The sequence below is a fragment of the Armatimonas sp. genome (assembly GCF_043760365.1).
Lineage (GTDB): Bacteria > Armatimonadota > Armatimonadia > Armatimonadales > Armatimonadaceae > Armatimonas.
Genome location: NZ_JAYUPA010000191.1, coordinates 1 through 2,136, shown reverse-complemented (window position 1 = coordinate 2,136; position 2,136 = coordinate 1). Strand labels below are relative to the sequence as shown.

Here is a 2,136-nt window from a genome sequence, read left to right as displayed (position 1 = left end):
CAAGCGGCCCGAGGCCGCGCCAAACGCCTCCTTCTCTGCGGGCTCGGCCCGCTTCGCGCGGAGCGCGGCCCAGAGATGGCCTTTCAGGCCATCGAAGGGGATTCGTGAAAAAAGCCCATGTTATGCTTTAGTTTCCGCTAGAGTCGCGGGTTTTGCTCAAGTTGAACTTTTTAAGGTGCGCGGGGAGTTTTCCGTGTAAGGAGACTTTTTATGAAGTATTTGTTTTTTCCCGGCGTGGCACTCTCTGCTCTCACGCTTCTCTCAGGCTGTGGCAGTGGCAGCTCAATTACACCGACTCGTGCGGTTTTGAAGATTACTAATAATGGCTTGCCGACCCTGGCAAATGGCTATCACTACGAAAACTGGGTGCTCGTAGGCGGCAAGGCACTGCCCGCAGGCAAGTTCAATATTAATGCGAGTGGTCAGATTGTTAACCTGGATGGCACCGTGGTGAGCAACGGCGAGTTTGCCACGGGGAAAGAGCTGACAGGAGCCACTTCGATTGTCGTGACCATTGAGCCGACAGGCGACACGGACACCAGTCCGGCAAAGACGCATATTGTTGCAGGAGATGTCTCGGGTAATGCGGCCAGCCTCACCGTTGGGCATCCGATGGCACTGGGAAATAGCTTCGCTACGGCAGCGGGCAGCTTTATTGTGGCGACGCCTACCGATGGCGATGGCACGAATGAGAATAGCGGTGTCTGGTTCCTAAAGATTGACAGCGGTCCCAAGCAGGGCCTCACGCTCCCCACCCTCCCTGAAGGCTGGAAGTACGAGGGCTGGACGGTAATCAGGGGCAAGCCGGTCTCGACGGGGCGCTTCCGTAGCCTCAACACTGCGGATGAGAGTGCGCTCTTCTCGGGCACTTCCGCAGGCCCCGCTTTCCCCGGCGAGGACTTTCTGCGCAACGCTCCCGCAGGGTTAACTTTCCCCACCGACGTTCGCGGGGGCAAGGCGGTGATCTCAATCGAACCCGACACCGACGATAGCCCACTGCCTTTTGAACTCAAGCCACTGGTGGGGGATATCCCTGCCGCTGCCATAGATCACACCAACCTGCCCCTGGGCAACAATGCCAGTGTCTTCCCCAGCGCGAGCGCACAGCTTCTCTAAGCTTGGTCAGAATCAGAGTGTTCTCGCTCCGCAAGAACTTTCTCGCGGAGCGGGACACGAGTCCAGATAAACCAGAGGCCGATCAGGCCGAGCATGACGCAGCTTGCTTTGGCCCAGGGCATACGGATCGCAAAGACAGCACTGGTGCTCACGGCCAGAGAGAGACTTGCCGAGGCGAGCCACTTGGCTTTGAGGGGCATTCCCAGCCCCGCCCAGTAGTCGCGAAGAAGCGGCCCGACAAGCGGCAAGTTGAGGAGCCAGTGGAGAAACTTCTCGCTACTGCGGGAGAAGCACCAGGCCGCCGCGACAAAGAACCCCGTCGCGGGTAGACCCGGCATGATAATTCCCACAAACCCCAGCCCCACACAGAGAAATCCCAGAGTCAGCCAGAGATAGCGCATTCTCTAGCGAGTATACCGCGTCGGTTTCCGATCAATTCCAAAAGTATTCACAACTGGAACTATTTTGCCAGATTGGGGTTTAATAACTCTGGAGGATGACGAAAATGATGACGATACGACGGTCGAATGAGAGAGGGCATGCGGATCGCGGGTGGCTGAATGCCTACCACTCTTTCTCGTTCAATACGTACTACGATCCCACAAACATGGGTTTTGGGCCACTGCGGGTTATTAATGAGGACAAGTTCGGGCCGGGGCGAGGCTTTGGGATGCACCCGCACGAGGACATGGAGATTATTACCTATGTTCTCTCCGGAGCGCTGGTTCACGAGGATAATACGGGCGGCAAGGGCGTCCTGAAGCCCGGCGATATCCAGCGGATGAGCGCCGGAACCGGGGTCTTTCATAGCGAGGCCAACGCCTCCCCGACCGAGTGGCTCCACTTATTCCAGATCTGGATTGAGCCCAGTGTATTGGGAGCGGTGCCCCGCTACGGCGAGAGCCATCTCTCGGAGAGCGAGAAGCGCGACAAGTGGGCGGTGGTCGTCTCCGGCACGGGCCGCGACGGCGCGATGCAGATCCACCAGGACGCCGAGCTGCTCACCACCATTCTGGAGCC

At 58.2% G+C, this 2,136-nt stretch carries 3 protein-coding genes; 2 read left to right on the top strand and 1 reads right to left on the bottom strand.

From position 1 onward, the window contains the following. The first annotated feature begins 210 nt into the window (after nt 1-210). Nucleotides 211-1,116, top strand: a complete 906-nt coding sequence (locus tag ACH2EH_RS04755; protein WP_395139441.1) for a hypothetical protein — start codon at nt 211-213, stop codon at nt 1,114-1,116. Here the strand turns inward: ACH2EH_RS04755 and ACH2EH_RS04750 are convergent. After that, nucleotides 1,113-1,517 (bottom strand): YbaN family protein, encoded by a 405-nt coding sequence (locus ACH2EH_RS04750; RefSeq protein ID WP_395139439.1) that lies wholly within the window; start codon nt 1,515-1,517, stop codon nt 1,113-1,115. The genes ACH2EH_RS04755 and ACH2EH_RS04750 overlap by 4 nt on opposite strands. A gap of 104 nt (nt 1,518-1,621) precedes the next feature. Here ACH2EH_RS04750 and ACH2EH_RS04745 point away from each other — a divergent pair. Continuing rightward, the coding region (locus ACH2EH_RS04745; RefSeq protein ID WP_395139437.1) for a pirin family protein at nt 1,622-2,136 on the top strand (515 nt) is incomplete at its 3' end.

Excerpts from the sequence above, each read along its gene's own strand:
- ACH2EH_RS04750 (WP_395139439.1), bottom strand. The coding sequence starts at position 1,517 with ATGCGCTATCTCTGGCTGACTCTGGGATTTCTCTGTGTGGGGCTGGGG.
- ACH2EH_RS04755 (WP_395139441.1), top strand. The coding sequence starts at position 211 with ATGAAGTATTTGTTTTTTCCCGGCGTGGCACTCTCTGCTCTCACGCTT.